Origin of the sequence: Herbaspirillum sp. WKF16, from assembly GCF_028993615.1 — a bacterium.
In the GTDB taxonomy this organism is placed as follows: Bacteria; Pseudomonadota; Gammaproteobacteria; order Burkholderiales; family Burkholderiaceae_D; genus Herbaspirillum.
This window is the reverse complement of the sequence record NZ_CP118632.1, coordinates 1,396,808-1,416,625: the sequence shown is the minus strand read 5'-3', so window position 1 is coordinate 1,416,625 and position 19,818 is coordinate 1,396,808. Positions and strand designations below refer to the sequence as shown.

The window sequence follows — 19,818 nt, the reverse complement described above, 5'->3', positions numbered from 1 at the left end:
TGGCTTGTTTGCAATGCCGCAAAGTCAACGCCGGCGGCGGGGACATGAGCACGCCTGCGGCGCGCCGGCGCGGGCAGGCATGGTGGAAAAGACAAGCAAAGGCGCGGCCCGCCGTGCAGGCGCACGGACGAGGCTTGTCTATATAGAGGGGGACGGGCAGGAAACCGCTCAGACGGCGATGTTGCCCAGGGTGCTGGCGCGATAGGCGGCCACGAAGGTGTCGAAATCGCCGGTCTGGGTGCGCTCCAGTTCGCGCTGGGCGTCCAGCGAGGCCTGGGCGACGGCGACGAAATCGGCCGCGGTAGCCGCCGGCAGCGGCCGGGCGATCAGCTCGTCGGCCTGGCGCGCGCTGTTGGCCAGGGTAAAGGCCGGGAAGGAGTTGCCGGCCGCGCGGATCTCGCGCAGCACGCGCGCCGAGGGCGTGGTCTCGGGATCGGCCAACTTGGCGCGCTGGGCGGCCAGGCTGTCGCGGTGCTGGCTGCCGCCGGCGGCGCGATCCAGCAGCTCGGCCACCGGCGCCATGCGCTCCAGCAGTTGCTCGCCCCACGCCTGCAGGCCGATGGCCTTGCCGCGGAACGTCAACTGCAGGCCGGGGCGACGGCCCTCCTTGACGGTGGACAGGAAGTTGGCGCGGTTCTCGCGGCCCTCTTCGTCCAGGGTCAGGCAGCTCGACTCCAGCGTCAGGAAGTGCAGGAAGACGTCGAGGAAGCGCGCCGCCTCCAGGCCGATGCCCAGCGGATTGAACGGGTCGATGTCCATACAGCGCACCTCGACGTACTGCACGCCGCGCGCCGAGAGCGCCTGCACGGGGCGCTCGCCGCTATAGATGACGCGCTTGGGGCGGATCGCCGAGTAGAACTCGTTCTCGATCTGCAGGATGTTGGTATTGATCTGCACCCACTCGCCGTCGCGCTTGGTGCCGATCGCCTCGTACGGCGGATATGGCTCGCTCACCGCGTGCGACAGGCTGCGGATGTAGGCCGGCAGGTTGTTGTAGTGCGGCGTGATGTTGGCCTGGGCGTTACTCTGGTAGCCCAGGTCGCTCATGCGCAGGCTGGTGCCGTAGGGCAGGTAGAGCGTGTCCTCGGACAGCGTCTCCAGCTGGTGCGGGCGGCCGCGCAGGAAATTGGTGGCCACCGCCGGCGAGGCGCCGAACAGGTACATCAGCAGCCAGCTGTAGCGGCGGAAGTTGCGGATCAGCGCGATGTAGCGCTCGGACTGGTAGTCGCGGCGCGAGACCGAGACGTCCACCGCCTCCTCGCACTCATCGCTTTCGTCGATCTTGCGCAGCACTTCCCACAGGTCTTCGTTGAGCGAGAAGTTGTAGTGGATGCCGGCGATGCACTGCATGGTGCGCCCGTAGCGCAGCGCCAGGCCGCGGCGATAGACGTGCTTGAGCATGCCCATGTGCGAGGTGCCGTACCAGGCGATGGGGATCTCGTCTTCCGGCGGCAGCACGGCGGGCATCGACGCGTTCCACAGGATCTCGCCGTCCAGCTTGGCGTAGGCGAAGCGGTGGATCTCTTCCAGGCGCTTGAGCGCATCGGCGATGTCATGCGTGGCCGGGGTGATGAATTCGAGCAGCGACTCCGAATAATCGGTAGTGATCAGGTCGTTGGTCAGGGCCGAACCGAGCGCCGGCGGATGCGGCTTGCGCGACAGCGCGCCCTGCCGGTCCACGCGCAGCGTCTCGCGTTCCACGCCGCGCAAACCCTGGCCGAGCAACGCGATATGTTGCGGGTCGGCAAGCAGTTGCAGGCGGCGTGTCAGCAGATCGGTCATGCGGTGGTCCTTCTCGATTCGGTAGCGTTATTGCAGGGGTTCTTTCTTGGTTGCGGGAGCATAACCGAAATTGAAATTTCCCGTAGCGGGCAGGTCAAATTGCCCGCATCATGGAACTTCGCGGGCATTTCATTGCAATTGCATCAACTATCGACATCGCCTGCTCGCTTCATCGGCCTGCCCCGCTCGCCTTATAATCATGGGTTCCGGCGCGCGGCAACGCTTGCCCGCCGCCTTGTTTTTCAACCCATCCCGCCCTGCTTCCCTATATATCTGCCATGCCAGCCCAACTGATCGACGGAAACCTGCTCTCCCAACAACTGCGCGCCGATGTCGCCCGCCGCGCCGCCGCCCTGACCGCCAAGGGCAAACAGCCCGGCCTGGCCGTGATCCTGGTGGGCGACAGCCCGGCCTCCCAGGTCTACGTGCGCAACAAGGTCAAGGCCTGTGAAGACAACGGCCTGTATTCGGTGCTGGAAAAGTATGAAGCCTCGCTCACCGAAGCCGAGCTGCTGGCCCGCATCGACGCCCTCAACGCCGATCCCAAGATCAACGGTATCCTGGTCCAGCTGCCGCTGCCGGCGCATATCGATTCCCACAAGGTGATCGAGGCCATCGCCCCCGAAAAGGACGTGGACGGCTTCCATATCAGCAACGCCGGCCTGCTGATGACCGGCCAGCCGCTGTTCCGCCCCTGCACTCCCTACGGCGTGATGAAGATGCTGGAATCGATCGATTACCCCGTGCGCGGCGCCAACGCCGTCGTGGTGGGCGCCTCCAACATCGTCGGCAAGCCGCAGGCGATGCTGCTCTTGCAAGCCGGCGCTACCGTCACTATCTGTAATTCCAAGACCCGCGATCTCGGCGCGCACACCCGCAACGCCGACATCCTGGTCGTGGCCACCGGCAAGCGCAACATCGTCACCGCCGACATGGTCAAGCCCGGCGCCGTGGTGCTGGACGTGGGCATGAACCGCGACGACAACGGCAAGCTGTGCGGCGACGTCGACTTCGCCAACGTCAAGGAAGTCGCCGGCTGGATCACACCGGTGCCGGGCGGCGTCGGCCCGATGACCATCACCATGCTGCTGGTCAACACCATCGAAGCCGCCGAACGTACTTAATGCAATCGCGTCCCGCATGCCGCGGGGCGCACTGAATGAATAGAGAGCCCATGACCACCGACATCGCCGCCAATCCCCTGCTGGACTTTTCGGGCTACGCCCAGTTCGACGCCATCAAGCCGGAACACGTCACCCCGGCGCTGGACACGCTGCTGGCCGACGCCGCCCGCCTGGTGACCGAGCTGGAAGCGCCGATGCCGGCCGTCACCTGGGACAACTTCGTCGAGCCGCTGGAGTACGCCACCGAAAAGCTGGGACGCGCCTGGAGCGTGGTCGGCCACCTGAATTCGGTGATGGACACCCCTGAGCTGCGCGCCACCTACAACGAGAACCAGCCGCGCCTGGTCGAGTTCTGGACCGGCCTGGGCCAGAACCTGGCGCTGTTCGAGAAGTACAAGGCGCTGCAGGCCAGCCCGGCCTTCGCGCAGCTCTCGGCCGCGCGGCGCAAGGTGGTCGACAACGCGGTGCGCGACTTTCGCCTGTCCGGCGCCGAACTGCCCGACGACCAGAAGGAACGCTTCGCCGAGATCCAGGAAAAGCAGGCGGCGCTGACCACCCGCTTCTCCGAGAACGTGCTGGATGCGACCAACGACTTCGGCCTGTTCGTCGAGGACGAGGCCGAACTCTCCGGCCTGCCGGACGACGTGAAGCAAGCCGCGCGCGCCGCCGCCGAGAAGGACGGCAAGCCGGGCTACAAGTTCACGCTGCACTTCCCCTCCTACTTCCCGGTGCTGCAATACGCCGACAGCCGCGCGCTGCGCGAGAAGATCTACCGCGCCAACGCCACCAAGGCTTCCGAGCTGGGCGCCAAGCCGGAGTGGGACAACAGCGGCAACATCGACGAGATCCTGGCCCTGCGCCGCGAAGAAGCGCAGCTGCTGGGCTACGCCAACTTCGCCGAAGTCTCGCTGGTGCCAAAAATGGCGCAATCGCCGGCCGAAGTGATCTCCTTCCTGGAAGACCTCGGCCACCGCGCGCGCCCCTTCGGCCAGAAGGACTACGAAGAGCTCAAGGCATTCGCCCGCGACAAGCTGGGCCTGGACAAGCTGGAAGCCTGGGACAGCACCTACGCCTCCGAAAAGCTGCGCGAGCAGCGCTACGCCTTCTCCGAGCAGGAAGTGAAGCAATACTTCCCCGAACCCAAGGTGGTCGGCGGCCTGTTCCAGGTGGCGCAGCAGTTGTTCGGCGTCGCCATCAGGCCCGATGCCGCGCCGGTCTGGCACAAGGATGTGAAATTCTTCCGCATCGAGCGCGACGGCCAGCTGGTCGGCCAGTTCTACCTCGACCTGTACGCGCGCAGCGGCAAGCGCGGCGGCGCCTGGATGGACGACGCCCGCGCCCGCCGCCTCACCGCGCAAGGCGTGCAAACCCCGATCGCCTACCTGGTGTGCAACTTCACCGAACCGGCGGTGGTGGACGGCGTGGCCAAGCCGGCGCTGTTCACGCACGACGAAGTGATCACCCTGTTCCATGAATTCGGCCACGGCCTGCACCACATGCTCACCCAGGTGGACGAGGTCGGCGTGTCCGGCATCTCCGGCGTGGAGTGGGACGCGGTCGAACTGCCGTCGCAGTTCATGGAAAACTTCTGCTGGGAATGGGACGTGCTGCAGCACCTGAGCGCGCACGCCGAAACCGGCGCCCCGCTGCCGCGCGCGCTGTACGACAAGATGATCGCCGCCAAGAACTTCCAATCCGGCCTGCAGATGCTGCGCCAAGTGGAGTTCTCGCTGTTCGACATGCTGATCCACCACGAGTATCGGGTGGGCGGCGGCAAGACCGTGCAACAGCTGTTGAACGAGGTGCGCGACCGGTTCGCCGTGATCCGCCCGCCGGAATTCAACCGCTTCCAGCATTCCTTCTCGCACATCTTCGCCGGCGGCTACGCGGCCGGCTATTACAGCTACAAGTGGGCCGAGGTGCTGTCGGCCGACGCCTACAGCGCCTTCGAAGAAGCGGCCGTGGCCGGCGGCAACGTCGTCTCGCTGGAAACCGGCCGCCGCTTCCAGCAGGAAATCCTGGCCGTGGGCGGCTCGCGCCCGGCGATCGAGTCGTTCAAGGCCTTCCGCGGCCGCGAACCGAGCATCGACGCGCTGCTGCGGCACAGCGGCATGGCGGCCTGAAACAGGCCTCTGCCCCTACCCGCCCGTTCGGGCCGGGCAGCCGCACAGCGGCGTATCGGCACGAACGGGGCGCGGGTGAAATTTCCCGTCCCTATGGCATGGCAGCGCTCACCGCTTGCCACTATACTTCCGCCATGACCCGAATCGATTTCCACAGCAACGTCCCGCAAAAGATCGCCTACGTCTGCCGCCTGGTGCGCAAGGCGCGCGCGGCCGGCACCCACATCGTGCTGCGCGCGCGCGACCGCGCCGAGCTGCAGCAACTGGACCAGGCGCTCTGGAGCTTTTCCGAGCAGGACTTCCTGCCGCACGTCACCGCCGGCGATCCGCTGGCCGCGCAGACGCCCATCATCCTGACCGCCAGCGACGAGATCGAGCTGCCGCACCACCAGGTGCTGATCAACCTGTCCGGCCAGACGCCGGCCAACTTTGCCCGCTTCGAGCGCATGCTGGAAATCATCGCCGCCGACGACGCCGACAAGGCGGCCGGCCGCGACCGCTACCGCTTCTACAAGGAACGCGGCTACCCCCTCAGCCACCACGTGGCGGCCTGACGTCCGATTCGCGCAGACTGCCATGAACCAGGACGACAACAGCATCCCCCTCCTGACCGAAGTGATCCCGGCCGCGCCGCCGCAGGTATTGCCGGCGCAGGCGGTGCCGACGCCACCGGCCCACTTCGGCCAACCCGGCGCGGGCGGCCCCGACTACGGCGCGCCGGCCCAGCCCGGCGCCTTCCACACCCAGCCCTCCGCGGCCAGCTACCAGGCGCCGGCGGCGCCCGCCCCCACGCAGTTCCCTTCCGCGCCGGCGGCCGTCGTGACGCCGGCCGCCGAGCAGTATCGCCAGTGGGAGCAGGAGATCGGCGAGAACGTACTGCAAAGCCTGCTGGCGCAAGCAGACACCGTCCTGCAGCAGCACCTGCAGGACCAGATGGCCCTGGCCATGGACAACCTCGCCGATATCCTGACGCAACGCATCAAGGAGAGCCTGCGCGCCGCGCTGGCTGAAACGGTGACGCGGGCGGTCGCAGAAGAGATGGCGCGATTCTCATCTTCCAAAAATTAAAATAGAAAGCCATTTTTCTTTTCTTTTCGAATAAAAAATGGCTTATCGCTTTATTTGTCTTAAAAATTTCACGTCCGATTAAACACATCTGCAATCGCGGTTTTCTTACAATGCATGCATCGATCCGCGCCAGCGGATCCCATCGAAGAACGCAGCTTCACGCATAAACCGGGAGAGTGGGATGAAAGTGATCGTATTGGGCGCAGGCATTATCGGAACCGCATCGGCCTGGTTCCTGAAGAAGGAAGGCTACGACGTCACCGTCATCGAGCGCCAGCCCGGCGCCGCCCAGGAAACCAGCTTCGCCAACGGCTGCCAGATCTCGGTCTCCCATGCCGAACCCTGGGCCAACCCGTCGGCGCCGATGAAGGTGCTGAAGTGGCTGGGCAAGGAAGACGCCCCGCTGCTGTACCGTTTCCGCCCGGAATGGCTGCAATGGAAATGGGCCGTGAGCTTCCTGCGCGAATGCACCGCCGCCCGCACCGACGAGAACATCCGCAACATCGTCGCCCTGTGCGAGTACAGCCGCCAGACGCTGCAGGCCGTGCGCGCCGAGACCGGCATCGCCTACGACCACCTGACCCGCGGCATCCTGCACTTCTACACCGAGGAAAAGGAATTCCAGGAATCGCTGCCGGCCGCCAAGCTGATGCGCGACCTGGGCTGCCCGCGCGAATCGATCGGCGCCGATGAGGTGGTGCGCATCGAACCGGCCCTGGCCTCGATCCGCGACAAGATCGTCGGCGGCGACTTCACCGCCACCGACGAATCCGGCGACGTCTACAAGCTCACCACCGGCATGGCGAAGAAGAGCGAAGAAGCCGGCGTGCAATTCCGCTACTCGACCACCATCACCCGCCTCATCACCGAAGGCGCCGGCAGTTCGGCGCGCGTGACCGGCGTGGAAATCATCAACCCCGACGGCCGCCATGAAGTGCTCAAGGCCGACGCCTTCGTGGTCGCCATGGGCAGCTTCTCGCAGCCGCTGGTCAAGCCGCTGGGCATCGACCTGCTGCTCTACCCTGGCAAGGGCTACTCGGCCACCTACAAGGTCACCAACCCGGACGCCGCGCCGACCGTCTCGCTCACCGACGACGGCTACAAGCTGGTGGTCTCGCGCCTGGGCGATCGCCTGCGCGTGGCGGGCACCTGCGAGCTCAACGGCTACACCCGCGAGCTCAACACCACCCGCTGCGAAGCCATCACGCGCCGCACCCGTGAGCTGTTCCCGGACGGCTGCGACTATGACAACCCGACCTACTGGACCGGACTGCGCCCGCTGACCCCGTCCAACGTGCCTTACGTGGGCAAGACCAAGTTCAGCAACCTCTACCTCAACACCGGCCACGGCACCCTGGGCTGGACCATGGGTTGCGGCTCGGGTCGCGCCATCGCCGAGATCGTCGCCGGCCGCGTGCCCGAGATCGATTTCGCCTTCACCGGCCTGCCGCGCTGGAACCGCAGCCGCACGGTGGTGCAGCAGGCGGCCTGACCGTCCCGCGCCCGGCAAAAGCTTTCATCCTTCACGTTTGTTGTTGTCTTGGCGGACCGGTTTCCCGGTCCGCTTTTTTATGCGCGCTCCGGACATGCCTGCCGATGCGCTTTCGCGCCATCTTTCCCGGCGGCATTTGATCTGGCGCAGAACCGCCCCACGCCGCCGCGGCGCTTACGTTTGCTGACAATGCCTTGGTGTAGAATCCTTGCCTTGTCCTGTGCCGCCGCGCGGCGCAGTGCCGGGGAACCAGGCTCAGCTCGCCTTGAAGCATCTTCCGTCTTTTGCTCGCGATTGCCGTTGATCTTCCCCGATCCAACCCCATATTGGCGGATATCCGCCGCGCTGCCGTCACCCCTGGAACGGCCGCCAGCAACATCAAAGGACCATGCAATGAAGTGGGCTATCGTCTTCCTCTACCTGTTTTCCATCGTCTTCATCCATTTCCGCGGACGCGTGCGGCTGCCCTTCCTGCGCCAGTTCTTCGACCACTCGTCGATCATGTCGCCGATCAACCTGTTCATGTACGCCTTCTCGCGCGTGCCGGCCATCCCCTACCCGTCGGTGAAGGAATTCAAGGAACTGGCCCTGATCGACGAGAACTGGGAAACCATCCGCGACGAAGCCGTGGCGCTGCGCGAGATGGCCAAGATCAAGGCTGCCGAGAAGAATGACGACGCCGGCTTCAACTCCTTCTTCAAGGCCGGCTGGAAGCGCTTCTACCTGAAGTGGTACAACGCCAGCCATCCGTCGGCCGAAAAATTCTGCCCCAAGACCGTCGAGATCCTGCAACGCATCCCCTGCGTGAAGGCGGCCATGTTCGCCGAACTGGCGCCCGGCGGCACGCTCAATCCGCACCGCGACCCGTTCGCCGGTTCGCTGCGTTATCACCTGGGCCTGGTCACCCCCAACGACGACCGCTGCTTCATCGAAGTAGACGGCCAGCGCTACAGCTGGCGCGACGGCAAGAGCGTGGTGTTCGACGAGACCTTCATCCACTGGGCGCAGAACGGCACCGAGACGAACCGTATCATTCTCTTCTGCGACGTCGAGCGTCCGCTGCGCTATCGTTGGGCCGAGGCCATCAACGGCTTCCTGGGCCGCACCATGATGACCGCCGCCGCCTCCCCCAATGAGACCGGCGACCAGACCGGGCGCGTCAACAAGCTGTTCCGTTTCGTCTGGCTGGCCGGCCAGTATCGCCGCCGCTTCAAGAACTGGAACAAGACCGTCTACAAGGCCACCAAGTTCGGCCTCATCATCGCCGTGGCGCTGCTGATCATCTACGCCTGAGCAGCGCCAGCGCAAACAATATAAATAAAAAAATCGCCGGCATGCCCGGCGATTTTTTTTGCCCGGGCGAAATCATGGGCGTTCGTTTTTCCGTTCAGCGACGCGCGCATGCGGCGAACGCAATCTCACGAAACGTCACGTCTCAAGCGCAGAGCCGGCGCGACTTCCCGGCTTTCCTTATACGCGGAAGGCATGAAGAGAAATCAAAAAACAATCAAACGCGCACGTAAGTGAAAATCAATGTGCGCCAAAATTTCCGAGTGGAAATGAATGGAACTTTTTCGATTTCAAATTGAAGAAACTGCTTCATCCCTGTGCACGCGAACGTGTAAAATCATCTCGCTTCCTGGCTCGATTCATGGCGTGATTCTTGCATCAGTGCTGATATTGCGTGAATGGCGAAGCACATCCGAGTACCGACCATACATACAACAATGGGCTCATGCAGGACATCGACGACGTGATGAAAAAACCGCTGCTCAAGCACCTGGTAGAGATTACCGCTCATCGGGAGCATTCCCGACTGGCGCTCTCCGTCATCTCGGCCCTGTACCAGCTGACCAACGTGCAGGAAATCCGCATGCTGGAAATCTTCACCATGCGTGAAGAGCATTACGTCCAGGAAAAAATGGTGATCCGGGACGGCGCCGTCCACACCATCGACGAGCACACCAGCGAAGATCCCAAGGAACCGCTGTCGTCCTACCCGGCCATGATGGCCTGCATCCGCAATCACCTCAACGAATACCTGGAAACCACCGACGACGGCGCGCACATCCTGTGGCTGCCGGTGTGGCTGCACGGCAAGATGAGCTCCTGCGTCGAGATCCGCAGCGACAAGGCCTTCGAGCCGCAGATGATGGACGTGATCCACGGCATCTTCCATGTCTATTGCAATTACCAGAGCCTGCTCGACTACAGCGAGCGCGACGCGCTGACGGGGCTGTTCAACCGCAAGACCTTCGACGAGCAGTTCACCAAGTACGCCTTCGCCATCGCGCCGCACGAGTCGCACTCGCTGGAGCAGAACGATCGCCGCCACGAAGCCTCCGGCGAGGTCAAGGGCCACTGGCTGGCCGTAGTCGACATCGATCACTTCAAGCAGGTCAACGACCGCTACGGCCACCTCTACGGCGACGAGGTGCTGATCCTGGTGGCCAACATCCTGCGCGCCTCGTTCCGCAGCCATGACCGCATCTTCCGCTTCGGCGGCGAGGAATTCGTGATCCTGCTGCGCGCAACCACGCTGACCGACGCCCGCAAGATCTTCGACCGCTTCCGCCAGAACGTGCAGGAGTACGACTTCCCGCAAGTCGGCAAGGTGACCGTCAGCCTGGGCTTCGTCGGCATCTCGCGCGAGACCCCGGTGGTCATCCTCGGCCATGCCGACCAGGCCCTGTACCACGCCAAGAAGAGCGGCCGCAACCGCATCTGCTTCTACGAGGAGCTGGTCGATTCGGGCGTGCTGCGCTCGGGCATCACCACCAACGACACGGTCGAATTCTTCTGACCGGCGGCCGCCGCGCCGCCTCCGCACAGCCGCCTTAGGGCGGCTTTTTGCTTTCCGCCGCCGCTGCCGATCGCAGGCCAACACCGGCCTCTTCATGGTGCGGTACGGGCACCGAAACGGCCTCTCGGCTCGCGTTTTCAAGCTCATGCATTTGCCGCATTCGGCCATGTTTTAAAAGCATGAGACAGCGCCATGCAGCTTTCGTATGATCGCCTTCGTTCGCCGCCATCGGCGCGAATCCTCCGTTGCGACGCGTATCAGAACAAGGAAATCCAGCCGCGCGACGGACTCAACCCTTCACCAGGAGACTCACAAATGCAGCAGGGACAATTCAAGAAAATCGGGGCTGTCATGATCCTGTCCGCGGCCTTCGCCGCGTTCGGCGCGCACGCCCAGGACAAGAAGCCCAACGTGGTCGTCATCGGCACCGGCGGCACCATCGCCGGCGCGGGCGCCTCCAGCGTCAACACCGCCGCCTACCAATCGGCCGTGGTGCCGGTCGACAAGATCATCGCCGCCGTGCCGGAAGTCGCCAAGATCGCCAACGTGCGCGGCGAGCAGATCTTCCAGATCGGCAGCGAGAGCTTCAACGACGAGCGTCTGCTCAAGCTGGGCAAGCGCGTCTCCGAGCTGCTCAAGCAAAGCGACGTGGATGGCATCGTGATCACCCACGGCACCGACACCATCGAAGAGACCGCCTATTTCCTGAACCTGGTGTTGAAGAGCGAGAAGCCGGTGGTGGTGGTCGGTTCGATGCGCCCGGGCACCGCGCTGGGCGCGGACGGCGCGCTGAACCTGTATGACGCGGTGCTGGTCGCCGGCAGTAAGGAAGCCGCCGGCAAGGGTACGCTGGTGGTGATGAACGACGAGATCCACTCCGGCCGCGACGTCACCAAGAGCAACTCCTTCAAGGTCGAGACCTTCCGCTCGCCCTACGGCCCGCTGGGCTACGTGGTCGAGAACAAGCTGACCTTCTATCGCCTGCCGGCGCGTCCGCACACCACCCAGACCGAGTTCGACATCGACCAGATCAGCAGCCTGCCGCGCGTGGACATCGCCTATAACTACGGCAACGTCAGCCGCGCCGCCTATGACGCCTTCGTCAATGCCGGCGCCAAGGCGATCATCCATGACGGCACCGGCAACGGCAGCGTGGCCGAGCAGATCGTGCCGGTGCTGCAGGAAGTGCGCGGCAAGGGCGTGCAGGTGATTCGCGCCACCCGCACCGGCAGCGGCGTGGTGATCCGCAACGGCGAACAGCCCGACGACAAGTACGACTGGGTCGTCACCGACGACCAGAACGCCCAGAAGGCCCGCATCCTGGCCGAGCTGGCGCTGACCAAGACCAACGACTCCAAGGAACTGCAAAAGATCATGTGGAAATACTGATCGGCAGCGCCCATGCACTGTTTTGCGTTGTTGCAAAGACCGGGGTCACCCGGTTCCCTCTTGGCCCCGCTTCGGCGGGGCTTTTTTCATCCCACGGCGCCGGCCGGACTTGCCGCCGCGACAACTGCACCGGTCCGGAACATTCCTTTCGCCCCTGAAGTCTTACCGGACTTGGACAAGAGGAGATCGCCATGGCCATGGACAAACGGCTTGCCCTGCTGACAAGCATCGCTGAACTCAAGAGCTCCCACGACGACGCGGCCACGCTGCTCTCGCGCATCATGCTCAACGCCATCCGCGCCGCGCGCGACGAAGACGAGACGCCGCCGCTCAAATCGGTGCGCCAGTACCGCAAGGCCATCAAGGAGCTGAAGATCCAGTGCCTGCAGGTGGAAATGATCCTGGCCGAGATGGAGATTCCGCTGCACGTGCATTGAGCCGCCCCGCGACCTCCCCGTTTTCCCGGAGCCGGGCGCCACGACGCCCGGCCCGGATCACTCCGGTACCCATGCCATGACAACATCGACAACAACGGCAGAAGACTATTTCAGGCTGCTCGCCGACGCCGCCACCGACCATGCCGTCATCATCCTCGATCACCGGGGCGCCATCGCGGCCTGGAGCGCCGGCGCGCGGCACGCAACCGGCTGGCGCGAGGACGAGGCGCTGGGCAAGCCCGGCGCATTATTGTTCGACGACGCCCGGCTGGCGGCCGCGCTGGACAGCGCGCGGCGCGACGGCAAGCTGCGCCTGGCGGCGCCGTTGCGGCGCAAGGATGGCCGGCCCCTGCAAGCTTGCGCCACGCTCTACCGGCTGCCGGCCGGCGACGGCGAATGCACCGGCTTCGGCCTGATCGCCGACCTGGCCGCAAGCGCGGCCGAACCGGCCGAACACCGCATCCGCGCCAGCGAGCAGCGCGCCGAGCTGGCCGCCGAGGCCGCCGGCCTGGGCATCTGGATATGGGACGTGGAAAACGACCAGGGCACCTGGGAAAACGAACGCATGTACGCGCTGTTCGGCCTGCCGTCCTCGGCCGCCCCCATCAATTCGCACGAGTTCCAGAGCAAGCTGTCCCACCCGGACGACCTGCCGCTATTGCGCGAGGCGCTCGACGCCTGCCTCGCCGGCAAGACCCGGCTGCACTATGAAGGACGCTTCTTCCGCGGCCCCGAGCGCGAACTGCGCTGGATAGAACTGATCGGCGAACTGCGCGCCGGCGACGCGCCGGGCAAGCGCCGCATCATGGGCACGGCGGCCGACATCACCGATCGCAAGCGCGCCCACACCGCGCTGATGGAGGCCCAGGCGCGCATCGATGCCATCCTGATGGCCGGCGAGATCGCCACCTGGACCATCGACATCCAGCAGCAGAGCATCCGCACCCACCGCCACCCGGGCGAGCTGCCCGCGGTCGCCGAGTCGCACCTCTCGGGCACGCTGGCCGAGCACTTCAACGCCGTCCACGAAGCCGAACGCGCAGCCGTGGCGATGCAAATGGAAAACGCCATCCACGAAGGTCATCGCTACCAGGCCGCCTATCGCGTGCGCTCCACGCGCGGCGGGCTGCGCCACGTGATCGCGCGCGGCCGCGTCGAATACGCCGAGGACGGCACGCCGCTGCGGCTGGCCGGCGCGCTCATCGACATCACCCGCCAGAAGCATGCCGAAGCCGCCCTGCGCGTCAGCCAGGAGCGCTACCGCACCCTGTTCGAATCGATCGACGAAGGCTTCTGCCTGATCGAGGTGCTGTTCAACAGCGACGGCGTGCCCTGCGACTACCGCTTCCTGGAAACCAATCCCGCCTTCGAGAAACATACCGGCCTCACCGACGCGGTGGGCAAGACCGTGCTGGAACTGGCCCCGGGCCAGGACCAGCGCTGGTTCGACAAATACGGCGAAGTCGCCATGACCGGCCGGCCACTGCGCTTCATCGACGAATCCACACCGCTGCAGCGCTGGTTCGACGTCCACGCCAGCCGCTTCGGCGATCCCTCCAACCGTCACGTGGCGGTGCTGTTCAACGACATCACCGCCCGCCACCGCGCCGAAGAAGGCATCAAGCGCGCGGCTGCCGAGCTGGCCGAGGCCGATCGCCGCAAGACCGCCTTCCTGGCCACGCTGGCGCATGAGCTGCGCAATCCGCTGGCGCCCATCCGCACCGGCCTGGACATCATGCGCATCAACGGCGGCAACCCGGCCACGATGGAGCGCGTGCAAGGCATCATGCAGCGCCAGATCACACAGATGGCGCACTTGATCGACGACCTGCTCGACATCTCGCGCATCAACAGCGGCAAGGTGGTGCTGCAGCGCCAGCCGATGGACCTGCGCGAAGCGCTGACCGGACTGGTGGAGACCATGCAGCCGCAGGTCGACGCCGCCGGCCACATGATCACGCTCAAGCTGCCGCGCGACTCCATGCCGGTGGAGGCGGACGCCACGCGCATCATGCAGATCTTCGGCAACCTGCTCAACAATGCCATCAAGTACACGCCCAAGGGCGGGCGCATCCTGATCTCGGCGCGCCCGCTGGACGGCCGCATGGAAGTCTCGGTGGCCGACACCGGGGTGGGCATACCGCGCGACTGGCTGGATCACGTGTTCGACATGTTCACCCAGATCGGACGCAACATGGGACAGGCGCAAGGAGGCCTGGGCATCGGCCTGTCGCTGGTGCGCAGCCTGGTCGACATGCACGGCGGTACGGTGCGCGCCGAAAGCGACGGCCCCGACCTGGGCAGCACCTTCATCGTGACTTTGCCCTCCACCGCCCCCATCGCCGCAGCGCGCGAAGCGCCGCCGCCCGACATCGCGCAGCCCGGCCGCCGGCAACTGCGCGTACTGGTGGTGGACGATAACCGCGATGCCGCCCTGACCCTGGCCGAACTGCTGGGGCTGCACGGCTACGTCACCGAGGTGGCGCATGACGGCCGCAAGGCGGTGGACAGCGCCCGCGCCTTCCGGCCCGACGTCGCCTTCCTCGACATCGGCATGCCCGGCATGGACGGCTATGCCACCGCCGGCGCCCTGCGCCAGACTGCCGGCCTGGAGCAGTTGGTGCTGGTGGCGCTGACCGGCTGGGCCGCGGCGGAAGACCGCGAGCGTTCGGCGAAGGCCGGCTTCGACGTCCATCTCAAGAAACCCGTCGATACCGATACGCTGCTGAACCTGCTTGGCGGGCTGGACAAAGACAAGGACATGGAAGGCACGCGCACCTGAGCCGGCGGCCGGCGAGCCATGGGCCGGTGACGTGAAAAAGGCCGGGGATCCCCGGCCTTTTCAATGCGCCGCCTCTGGCGTCGCTGCCCCTCGGCGTAAGCTCAGCGGCCGCCGCCGCCGCCCGCTCCCGCACCGCCACCCGCTCCCGCGCCGCCGGATCCGGCCGCACCGCCACCACCCGCGCCAAACCCGGCGCCGGCCGCACCGCCACTGCCCGCCGCCCCTGAACCTGAAGCGCCCGTGCCTGCCGTGCCTGTCGTGCCTGTCGTGCCGGTGGTGCCTGTCGTGCCGGTGGTGCCGGTGGTGCCGGTGGTGCCCGTAGTACTACCGGTGGCTGGAGTACCGGTGGTGCCTGTAGTTGCCCCGGGCGCGCCAGCCGTGCCCGGCGTCACGACGGCGCCGGTACCGGTGGTGCCCGCTGTTCCGCTAGTGCCTGTGCTGCCTGTCGTACCTGTGCTCCCTGTCGTGCCGGTAGCGCCTGTCGTTCCCGTGGCGCCACTGCCGGCGGCGCCGGTCGAATAGCCCGGCGTGCTAGTTCCCGCAGCGGCGCCTGCGGCGCCGTTGGAACTGCCGCCTACGCCCGCGTTGCCCGTCTGCGCTGCCGCGCTCAGGCTCAACAAGGCCGCCGCCAGCGCGGCGGCCGATCTCTTCAATGTCCGGTGTGTCATGGCAAACTCCTCCTGGTTGGCTGTCTACCCTTGCAGTCTAGGCAAGCGAAGCACGGCGTATAAGTCGGCGCAACGCTCCTATGGCAGTGGGCGGCCGGGCGACAGGACGTCGGCGCGATCCCGCACGGCCGACAGCCTGCGCCTACAGGGCAGCCATCCGGGCAGCCTCGGCAGCCAGCCGTATCGGCACCGACTTGGCGGCCGGCACCTTGCTCTCCAGCGCATGGTGCGACAGCGGGATCAGGGAATTGAGTTCGGGGAAGTAGCCCATCACGCATCCGCGCGGGATATCGAAGGGTTCCACCCGCAGATGGCTGACGCTGCGCGGCACGCCGTCGGCCGATACCGTGTGCGCGGTGACGAAATCGCCGGCCGCCAACGCCTGCGCGCGCAGGTCCTCCGCGTTCATCAGCAGCACGCGCCGCGTACCCCACACCCCGCGAAAACGATCGTCCAGCGAATAGACGGTGGTGTTGAACTGGCTGTCGCCGCGCACGGTCATCAGGCGCAGCACGCCGGGCGCGTCGGCCGGCATGTCCGGGTCGGGATCGTAGCCTTGCGGCGCAATGAAATTGGCGCGGCCGTTGGGCGTCTTCCAGCTGCGCTCGCGCGCGGCCAGCGGACGCGGGAACCCGCCCGGCTTCCACATGCGCGCATTGAAGTCGCGGAAGATATCCGGCCAGGTGGCCTCGATGGCGTCGCGCACCAAGGCATAGTCGCCCACCCAGGCATCCCAGTCTACCCGCGGGTTGTACGGCAGGATGCGCTTGGCCAGCTCGGCCACGATGGCAGGCTCCGACAACAGATGTTCTGAGGCCGGCCTGGCCACGCCGCGCGAGCCGTGCATGCAGCCGGTGCTGTCTTCCACCGCCACCGCCTGCTCGCCGCCGGACTGGCGGTCGATCTCGATGCGCCCCAGGCACGGCAGCAGGTAGGAGGTCTTGCCGTGGATCACGCAGCTGCGGTTGAAGTGCGTCACCACCTGCACGGTGAGCGGGATCTCGCGCCACGCCGGCTCGATGGCGCCATGGTCGGGAATGGCGCGCACGAAATTTCCGCCCAGCATGAAGAAGGCCGAGATGCCGCCGCGCTGGATCTCCTCGCAGGCCTCGACGGTGTTGAGCCCCTTCTCCATCGGCGGCTCGAAATGGTAAAGCTCGCGCAGTTTGTCGTTGGGCACCAGCGCCGGCTTCTCGGTGATGCCGACGGTGCGCTGGCCCTGCACGTTGGAATGGCCGCGGATGGGGCAGATGCCGGCGCCGGGCTTGCCGATGTTGCCGCGCATGAGCAGCAGGTTGGTGAGCATGTGGATGGTGCGCACCGCCTCGCGGTGCTGGGTGATGCCCATGCCGTACATCAGCATCGCGGCGTCCGCCGCCGCATAGGTTTCCGCGGCCTGTTGCAGTTCGGCGCGAGCGACGCCGGCGTGACGCTCGATCTCTTCCCAATCCGCCTGGCGCGCGGCCCGGGCGAATTCCTCGAAGCCGGCGGTGTGCTGCTCGATGAAGGCGACATCGAGCACGCGCGGCGCGCCCGATGCCAGCGCCGCATCGTCCATCGCCATCAGGTGCTTGGCCATGCCCATCACCGCCGCCGTATCGCCGCCGATCCTGATCTGCAGGTACTGCGAACTGATGGCGGTGCGCGCAGGCGTGAGCATCTCCAGCGGCGACTGCGGATTGACGAAGCTCACCAGCCCGCGCTCACGCAGCGGGTTGACGGTGATCACCGGCACGCCGCGCTTGCGCGCGGCCTCCAGCGGATGCAGCATGCGCGGCGCGTTGGTGCCGGTGTTGTGGCCGAAGAAGAGGATGCAACCGGTCTTCTCGAAGTCGTCCAGCGTCACCGTGCCGACCGGCACGCCGATGGTCTTGGGCAGGGCCACCGAGGTCGACTCGTGGCACATGTTGGAGCTGTCGGGCAGGTTGTTGGTGCCGTACATGCGCGCCATCAGCTGGTACATGTAGGAGGTCTCCAGCGACGCGCGGCCGGAGGCGTAGAACACCACCTTCTTCGGATCCATGGCTTTCATGCGCGCGCCGATGTCGTCGAAGGCTTCGCGCCACGACACCGGCAAATAGCGGTCGCTGGCGGCGTCGTATTTCATCGGCTCGGTGACGCGGCCGGACGACTCCAGCTCAAGGTCGTTCCAGCCCTCCATCTGCGTCACCGTATGCGCCGCGAAGAAGTCGGGGGTGGCGCGCTTGTCGGTGATCTCCCAGGCGGTGGCCTTGGCGCCGTTCTCGCAGAATTCGAACAGGTGCGGATCGGCCGGCTTGGCCCACGAACAGCTGACGCAGGCGAAGCCATGCGGCTTGTTCTGTTTCATCAGCACCCGCGCGCCGACGCCGACCACGCGCTCCTGCATCAGGATGGAAGCCAGCGCCTTGACCGAGCCCCAGCCGCCGGCGGAGTTGGTGTAATCGTGGAAGCGGGCCTGTTCGGGATTGTCCTTGGTTTTCATGTCGCATCTCCATGCTGGGTTGGCGCGGCGCGGGGATACGATCGTCGACGACGTCAAGCGCGGCGCATCCTCGCGGCCGATGCGCTCATCTTGGAAGCTTTGCGGGGATTTGACTGTAGGCGCGCGGCGGTTTCGCCTGCGGCGGTTTTCCTACACTGCCGGGGCAGTGGGGACGGTTGGCATTGTCGGATCCGGCAATGCTCAGTCCGGCAGGTCGTCGAAGCTGGCGGGCTCCTTCACGCGGTGGCCGTTGCGCCCGGCGCGAAAGCGCGCCGACATCTCATAGGCCGCCTTGCGCACGCGCATGATGGAGCCGATCGGGCGATGCGCCGCCAAGCCGTGCCAGGGCGAGAACGACATGCCGTCGTCCACCGCGTAGGAACGCGGCCCGCTCCACGCCACCTGGGCCGGGACACGGATGCGCGCCACCGGCAGGTAAGGGCTCAGCTCCTCCGGCCACGGCACCGTGGCGTCCTCGATGGGCATGCGCTCGAGGTCGGTGCACAGTTGCACGCAAAGCTCCCACTCGGCGCCGCCGGCCGCGAAGAAATCGCGCACCGCGTCGCGCAGGCCGTCGGGATTGTCCTTCAGGTCGACCGGGCTGCCGGCGAGCGCCTGCAGCGCCGGGGAGACCGGCGCCACCGCCACCTTGGCCATGTACGGTCCCCACAGGATGGGCGCCTGGCTGAAATAGGTCTCGCCCAGCGGGTGCGTTTCCGGATGGCCGCCCAGCGCCACCAGCGTGGCGCTCTCCTTGCCGGCGGACTCCAGCATGTGCTCGGCGCCGCGCAGCAAGGCCGAGAGCGCCTTCTTCAGTTCCGGCGCCTTGTCGGTGGTGGCGGCCAGCAACTTCAGGTTGGCCAGGAATTTCCTGGCGCTGGGCGCGGAGAAAGCCGGGCTGTCCACCAGGACGAAATCCTGGGTGACGTCGCCCTCGCTGCCGGCCAGCCGTTCGCCCTCCACCCCGACCATCTTGAGCGCCATGCCGCGCGGCGTGGAGACCTTGTCGCTGAGCATGTCGCCCGGCGTGGTCGACAGGCGCAGCAGCGCGGGACGCGTGCCGGGGCGCGCGCAGATGCCCTGCGCGTGGGTGGCCGGCAGGTCCGGCAACACCTCGATCACGCCGCGCAACAGGCCATGGCTCTTGGCGTGCACCGCGCGCCGGGCATGTTCGGAATGCTGGAAGACGGTCTCGGCGATCCTGGTCAGCGCATCGACCAGGCCGGCCTCAGTCTCCTTTTCATCCGGCTCCAGGATCTCGTAGGACGGGTTGTAGACGATGGGTGCGTCAAGGTGGCGGTCGTTCGGTTTCATGGCTGCCTCGTTGGGAGTGAAATATCGTTGGGAGTGAAAAGGAAGGCGGAAAGGCGGGAAATCGGCGCCGCCGCGAAACAGGCGCGGCCCGGTACCGCTGCGCACCCGGCCTGCAGCCAGATCCATGCATGCCTCCGGGAGGGTTGCTCCTGCCCCTCATGCTAGGCAGCTTCGATCCCGTCTGCGATCAGCGCCCGCCGCACCGCCCTGTCGGAATTTGCCGCTCGCATTCTTTCGCCTTCTTGATGAGCCTGGCGCAAAACCGCCGGCGCGCTACGTCGGCGGCGGTGAAGTCCTACGAACAACACCGGGACGCGCCGACAGAAATCGCAATGGCGCGGCGCCATACTGGCAACATCGACGCGGCCGTCC

13 protein-coding genes are annotated in these 19,818 nt (G+C 66.0%); 10 read left to right on the top strand and 3 right to left on the bottom strand.

Annotated elements, in window-relative coordinates:
• Nucleotides 1-168: 168 nt before the first annotated feature.
• On the bottom strand, nucleotides 169-1,782 hold the full coding sequence (gshA, locus tag Herbaro_RS06305; RefSeq protein WP_275012975.1) for a glutamate--cysteine ligase: 1,614 nt from the start codon (nucleotides 1,780-1,782) through the stop codon (nucleotides 169-171).
• Between the two features lie 278 nt (nucleotides 1,783-2,060).
• Here gshA and folD point away from each other — a divergent pair, with 278 nt between their 5' ends.
• The 10 genes from folD to Herbaro_RS06255 all read left to right on the top strand — a co-directional run bounded on the left by folD (nucleotide 2,061) and on the right by Herbaro_RS06255 (nucleotide 15,000).
• The gene (gene folD / locus Herbaro_RS06300; RefSeq protein ID WP_275012974.1) at nucleotides 2,061-2,906 is read left to right on the top strand and encodes a bifunctional methylenetetrahydrofolate dehydrogenase/methenyltetrahydrofolate cyclohydrolase FolD; all 846 of its coding nucleotides are present in this window, start codon (nucleotides 2,061-2,063) and stop codon (nucleotides 2,904-2,906) included.
• A 50-nt stretch (nucleotides 2,907-2,956) separates the two neighbouring features.
• Nucleotides 2,957-5,029, top strand: coding sequence for a M3 family metallopeptidase (locus tag Herbaro_RS06295; protein WP_275012973.1), 2,073 nt, complete (start codon nucleotides 2,957-2,959; stop codon nucleotides 5,027-5,029).
• 134 nt (nucleotides 5,030-5,163) lie between these two features.
• Complete coding sequence (locus Herbaro_RS06290) at nucleotides 5,164-5,583, top strand: DNA polymerase III subunit chi (RefSeq protein WP_275012972.1); 420 nt, start codon at nucleotides 5,164-5,166, stop codon at nucleotides 5,581-5,583.
• Between the two features lie 22 nt (nucleotides 5,584-5,605).
• The gene (locus Herbaro_RS06285) at nucleotides 5,606-6,097 is read left to right on the top strand and encodes a hypothetical protein (RefSeq protein ID WP_275012971.1); all 492 of its coding nucleotides are present in this window, start codon (nucleotides 5,606-5,608) and stop codon (nucleotides 6,095-6,097) included.
• A gap of 181 nt (nucleotides 6,098-6,278) precedes the next feature.
• On the top strand, nucleotides 6,279-7,589 hold the full coding sequence (locus tag Herbaro_RS06280) for a D-amino acid dehydrogenase (protein WP_275012970.1): 1,311 nt from the start codon (nucleotides 6,279-6,281) through the stop codon (nucleotides 7,587-7,589).
• A gap of 393 nt (nucleotides 7,590-7,982) precedes the next feature.
• Nucleotides 7,983-8,882, top strand: a complete 900-nt coding sequence (lpxO, locus tag Herbaro_RS06275) for a lipid A hydroxylase LpxO (RefSeq protein WP_275012969.1) — start codon at nucleotides 7,983-7,985, stop codon at nucleotides 8,880-8,882.
• A gap of 442 nt (nucleotides 8,883-9,324) precedes the next feature.
• A complete protein-coding gene (locus Herbaro_RS06270; protein WP_275012968.1) occupies nucleotides 9,325-10,392 on the top strand; it encodes a GGDEF domain-containing protein in 1,068 nt (355 codons plus the stop codon).
• A 315-nt stretch (nucleotides 10,393-10,707) separates the two neighbouring features.
• Nucleotides 10,708-11,781, top strand: a complete 1,074-nt coding sequence (locus Herbaro_RS06265; protein ID WP_275012967.1) for an asparaginase — start codon at nucleotides 10,708-10,710, stop codon at nucleotides 11,779-11,781.
• A 191-nt stretch (nucleotides 11,782-11,972) separates the two neighbouring features.
• Nucleotides 11,973-12,218, top strand: a complete 246-nt coding sequence (locus tag Herbaro_RS06260) for a hypothetical protein (protein ID WP_275012966.1) — start codon at nucleotides 11,973-11,975, stop codon at nucleotides 12,216-12,218.
• Nucleotides 12,219-12,294: 76 nt separating this feature from the next.
• Nucleotides 12,295-15,000, top strand: coding sequence for a hybrid sensor histidine kinase/response regulator (locus tag Herbaro_RS06255; protein ID WP_275012965.1), 2,706 nt, complete (start codon nucleotides 12,295-12,297; stop codon nucleotides 14,998-15,000).
• An 810-nt stretch (nucleotides 15,001-15,810) separates the two neighbouring features.
• Here Herbaro_RS06255 and Herbaro_RS06250 read toward each other — a convergent pair.
• Nucleotides 15,811-18,132, bottom strand: coding sequence for an FdhF/YdeP family oxidoreductase (locus tag Herbaro_RS06250; protein WP_275012964.1), 2,322 nt, complete (start codon nucleotides 18,130-18,132; stop codon nucleotides 15,811-15,813).
• A gap of 201 nt (nucleotides 18,133-18,333) precedes the next feature.
• Nucleotides 18,334-19,446: a catalase family protein gene (locus tag Herbaro_RS06245; protein ID WP_275012963.1), complete on the bottom strand. Its 1,113-nt coding sequence runs from the start codon at nucleotides 19,444-19,446 to the stop codon at nucleotides 18,334-18,336.
• Nucleotides 19,447-19,818: the final 372 nt, after the last annotated feature.

What these genes read in the sequence shown, in the direction of transcription:
- Herbaro_RS06290 (WP_275012972.1), top strand. Translation starts at nt 5,164, where the DNA reads ATGACCCGAATCGATTTCCACAGCAACGTCCCGCAAAAGATCGCCTAC.
- Herbaro_RS06295 (WP_275012973.1), top strand. Translation starts at nt 2,957, where the DNA reads ATGACCACCGACATCGCCGCCAATCCCCTGCTGGACTTTTCGGGCTAC.
- lpxO (WP_275012969.1), top strand. Translation starts at nt 7,983, where the DNA reads ATGAAGTGGGCTATCGTCTTCCTCTACCTGTTTTCCATCGTCTTCATC.
- Herbaro_RS06245 (WP_275012963.1), bottom strand. Translation starts at nt 19,446, where the DNA reads ATGAAACCGAACGACCGCCACCTTGACGCACCCATCGTCTACAACCCG.
- Herbaro_RS06280 (WP_275012970.1), top strand. Translation starts at nt 6,279, where the DNA reads ATGAAAGTGATCGTATTGGGCGCAGGCATTATCGGAACCGCATCGGCC.
- folD (WP_275012974.1), top strand. Translation starts at nt 2,061, where the DNA reads ATGCCAGCCCAACTGATCGACGGAAACCTGCTCTCCCAACAACTGCGC.
- Herbaro_RS06270 (WP_275012968.1), top strand. Translation starts at nt 9,325, where the DNA reads ATGCAGGACATCGACGACGTGATGAAAAAACCGCTGCTCAAGCACCTG.
- gshA (WP_275012975.1), bottom strand. Translation starts at nt 1,782, where the DNA reads ATGACCGATCTGCTGACACGCCGCCTGCAACTGCTTGCCGACCCGCAA.
- Herbaro_RS06250 (WP_275012964.1), bottom strand. Translation starts at nt 18,132, where the DNA reads ATGAAAACCAAGGACAATCCCGAACAGGCCCGCTTCCACGATTACACC.
- Herbaro_RS06285 (WP_275012971.1), top strand. Translation starts at nt 5,606, where the DNA reads ATGAACCAGGACGACAACAGCATCCCCCTCCTGACCGAAGTGATCCCG.
- Herbaro_RS06265 (WP_275012967.1), top strand. Translation starts at nt 10,708, where the DNA reads ATGCAGCAGGGACAATTCAAGAAAATCGGGGCTGTCATGATCCTGTCC.
- Herbaro_RS06260 (WP_275012966.1), top strand. Translation starts at nt 11,973, where the DNA reads ATGGCCATGGACAAACGGCTTGCCCTGCTGACAAGCATCGCTGAACTC.
- Herbaro_RS06255 (WP_275012965.1), top strand. Translation starts at nt 12,295, where the DNA reads ATGACAACATCGACAACAACGGCAGAAGACTATTTCAGGCTGCTCGCC.